The organism is Streptomyces sp. NPDC054840 (assembly GCF_053611065.1).
On record NZ_JBSGZP010000685.1, the window covers coordinates 1 to 3,877 of the forward strand.

The 3,877-nt window shown below is 69.9% G+C and carries 3 protein-coding genes and 1 pseudogene; all 4 read left to right on the plus strand.

Features of this window, described 5'->3' with window-relative positions; genetic code table 11:
- Window position 1 precedes the first annotated feature (1 nt).
- Window positions 2-1,033: a Holliday junction branch migration DNA helicase RuvB gene (gene ruvB, locus ACWGIU_RS32185; protein ID WP_453711641.1), complete on the plus strand. Its 1,032-nt coding sequence runs from the start codon at window positions 2-4 to the stop codon at window positions 1,031-1,033.
- A gap of 165 nt (window positions 1,034-1,198) precedes the next feature.
- Entirely contained in the window at window positions 1,199-1,675 is a 477-nt protein-coding gene (gene yajC, locus ACWGIU_RS32190; RefSeq protein ID WP_453711642.1) for a preprotein translocase subunit YajC, read from the plus strand.
- Between the two features lie 153 nt (window positions 1,676-1,828).
- Entirely contained in the window at window positions 1,829-3,613 is a 1,785-nt protein-coding gene (gene secD, locus ACWGIU_RS32195) for a protein translocase subunit SecD (RefSeq protein WP_453711643.1), read from the plus strand.
- Window positions 3,614-3,616: 3 nt separating this feature from the next.
- Window positions 3,617-3,877 (plus strand): annotated as a pseudogene (locus tag ACWGIU_RS32200) (protein translocase subunit SecF); the annotation flags it as partial.

Below are 3,877 nucleotides of genomic sequence, written 5' to 3' on the forward strand. Positions count from 1 at the left end.
GATCGTGGCGGCCGCCGCAGACGGCGAGGACACGGCCGTCGAGGCGGCGCTGCGTCCCAAGGACCTCGGCGAGTTCGTCGGCCAGGAGAAGGTCCGCCAGCAGCTGGACCTCGTCCTCAAGGCGGCCCGCCAGCGCGGAGCCACCGCCGACCACGTCCTGCTCTCCGGCGCGCCCGGTCTCGGCAAGACCACCCTGTCCATGATCATCGCGGCCGAGATGGACGCACCCATCCGCATCACCTCCGGCCCCGCCATCCAGCACGCCGGCGACCTCGCCGCGATCCTCTCCTCCCTCCAGGAGGGCGAGGTTCTCTTCCTCGACGAGATCCACCGCATGTCCCGGCCCGCCGAGGAGATGCTCTACATGGCCATGGAGGACTTCCGCGTCGACGTGATCGTCGGCAAGGGACCCGGGGCCACCGCGATCCCGCTGGAGCTGCCGCCCTTCACCCTGGTCGGCGCCACCACCCGGGCCGGACTGCTGCCCCCGCCCCTGCGGGACCGCTTCGGCTTCACCGGGCACATGGAGTTCTACGCCCCCGAGGAACTGGAACGCGTCATCCACCGTTCCGCCCGCCTCCTCGACGTGGAGATCGACACCGCCGGTGCCGCCGAGATCGCCGGACGCTCCCGCGGCACCCCGCGCATCGCCAACCGCCTGCTGCGCCGCGTCCGCGACTACGCCCAGGTCCGGGCGGACGGTGTGATCAACCGAGAGGTCGCCGGTACCGCCCTCCAGGTGTACGAGGTGGACGGGCGCGGCCTCGACCGGCTGGATCGCGCCGTTCTCGAAGCGCTGCTCAAGCTGTTCGGCGGCGGACCCGTGGGCCTGTCCACCCTCGCCGTGGCCGTCGGTGAGGAGCGGGAGACCGTGGAAGAGGTCGCGGAGCCGTTCCTGGTCCGCGAGGGGCTGCTCGCGCGCACCCCCCGGGGACGGGTGGCGACCCCCGCCGCATGGGCCCACCTGGGACTCGTCCCGCCGCAGCACGGCGGGAGTGGATCAAGCGGACAACAGGGCTTGTTCGGGGCCTGACGGCGCGGAGGTTCGACCCCCCAGGAACTGCGGTGCCATGCTGGGCGTTGTTCCATCGGTGCGGACTCGCCTAGACTCCGCCGATGCCGACCCTTCGGGTCGGTGTGCCCACCCCCGTAGAAAAGGCCGCCGTCCGCGTGCGGTCGTGCGAAGGATCTCCGTCCCGTGAATCTCGTGACACTCCTCCCGTTCATCGTGCTCATCGGGGCGATGTTCCTGATGACCCGTTCCGCGAAGAAGAAGCAGCAGGCAGCCGCGCAGATGCGCGACCACATGACGCCCGGCACCGGGGTCCGCACCATCGGCGGCATGTACGCCACGGTGAAGGAGATCGGTGACGACACGGTCACTCTCGAGCTGGCCCCCGGCGTCCACGCGATCTTCGCGAAGAACTCCATCGGTGCCGTTCTCGAAGACGCGGAGTACAACCGCATCGTCCACGGCATCAGCCACGACGAGGCGACCGACACGCCGGTCGTCCCGGACGACGCCTCTTCGCTGACCGAGGCTCCCAAGGCGGACCTCACCAAGGACGAGGACGAGGCTCCCAAGCTCGACCTGGGCAAGAAGGACGAGGACGCGCCCAAGGGCGACGACGCGCCCGAGGACGGAAAGTCCGACGGCGAGGCCGGCGCGAAGTAACGCTCGGCGGGGGACCGTGGAGGCGCCCGACCGGCGACCGGCACGGTCCCCGTCTGTGACACTTCTGCGGGGGGCAGGGGTCCCCACCACACATTTCGTGGCCGTCCCCGCGCTGACCCGGCGCGGGACGGTTGGACAGGGAGAAACGACAAGGTGGCAGCACCGAAGAAGGGCCGGCGGCCCACGGGGGCTCAGGGGAGGCCGGGGCGCGCCCTGGCGATCATCCTGATCGCGATGGTGGCGCTCACCGCGGGGATGTTCATCTCCAAGCAGACGACTCCCAGGCTGGGCATCGACCTCGCCGGCGGCACGAGCATCACGCTCAAGGCCAAGAGCGAGCCCGGCAAAGAGAGCGCCATCAACGAGACCAACATGAACACGGCGGTCGGCATCATCGACCGCCGCGTCAACGGTCTCGGCGTGTCCGAGGCGGAGGTCCAGACCCAGGGCCGCGACCACATCATCGTGAACATCCCCAAGGGGACGAACGAGCAGCAGGCGCGCGAGCAGGTCGGTACCACCGCCCAGCTGTACTTCCGCCCGGTCATCGCCTTCGCGGACGGCTCCCCGGCCGCTCCCGAGGGCACCCCGAGCCCGAGCCCCTCCGCGAGCGGCTCCGAAGCTCCCAAGGCCGGAGACGGCAAGACGAGCCCCTCCGCCACTCCGTCGTCCAGCGCCACTTCCCAGGGACGCGCGCTCAGTGAGGCCCTCAAGGCCCCGGCCGCCCCCACTCCCTCGCCCTCGGCGAGCGAGTCGAAGAAGGCAGACGACACCAAGGCTCCGTCGCCCTCCGCCTCCACGCCGCCGACCGGTGACGAGGCCGCCGCCGCTGCCCTCCAGGCCAAGTTCGCGGCGCTGGACTGCAACGACGAGGCGCAGCGCGCCGCCGCCGGCAAGGGTGCCAAGCCCGAGGAGCCGATGCTCGCCTGTGGCCAGCGCGGGGACGCCTGGGGCAAGTGGGTCCTCGGCCCGGCCCAGGTCAACGGCCAGGACGTGAAGGAAGCCAAGGGAGTCATCGACCCCCAGCGCGGCCAGTGGATCGTCACCATGCAGTTCACCGACAAGGGCGCCGACAAGTTCGCCAAGATCACCGGTGAGCTGGCCACCAAGCAGATGCCGCAGAACCAGTTCGCGATCGTGCTCGACGGCCGGGTCATCTCCGACCCGTCGGTGAGCCAGGCGCTGACCGGTGGCAACGCCGAGATCTCGGGCGGTTTCACCCAGCAGTCGGCGCAGGACCTGGGCAACATGCTCTCGTACGGCGCCCTGCCGCTTTCCTTCACCGAGGACAGCGTCACCACCGTCACCGCCGCGCTCGGCAGTGAGCAGCTGAAGGCCGGCCTGATCGCCGGCGCCATCGGCCTCGCCCTCGTGGTGATCTACCTGCTCATGTACTACCGGGGCCTGGCGTTCATCGCCATCGTCAGCCTCCTGGTCTCCGCGATCCTGACCTACACGATCATGTCGCTGCTCGGGAAGGGCATCGGCTTCGCGCTGAACCTGCCCGCCGTCTGCGGCGCGATCGTGGCGATCGGCATCACGGCGGACTCGTTCATCGTGTACTTCGAGCGCATCCGGGACGAGATCCGCGAGGGCCGCACCCTGCGTCCGGCCGTCGAGCGCGCCTGGCCGCGCGCCCGTCGCACGATCCTGGTCTCCGACTTCGTGTCGTTCCTCGCCGCGGCGGTGCTGTTCATCGTCACGGTGGGCAAGGTGCAGGGCTTCGCCTTCACACTGGGTCTTACCACCCTGCTCGACGTGGTCGTGGTGTTCCTCTTCACCAAGCCCGTCATGACCCTGGTGGCGCGTACGAACTTCTTCGCCAGCGGTCACCCGTGGTCCGGGCTGGACCCGAAGCGGCTGGGCGCCAAGCCTCCGCTGCGCCGGTCCCGCCGTACCGGTTCCGCCCCCGCCCCCGTCGACGCAAAGGAGGCGTGAGAGATGTCGAAGCTGGGAGATCTCGGCGCCAGGCTGTACCGCGGTGAGGTCGGCTACGACTTCGTCGGCAAGCGCTTTCTCTGGTACGGCGTTTCCATCCTGATCACCATCACGGCGATCGTCGCCCTGGCCGTCCAGGGCCTGAACATGGGCATCGAGTTCAAGGGCGGTGCCGTCTTCACCACCCCGAAGACGACCGTCTCCGTCGCCACGGCGACGGAGGCCGCGGAGAAGGCCTCGGGCCACGACGCGATCGTCCAGGAG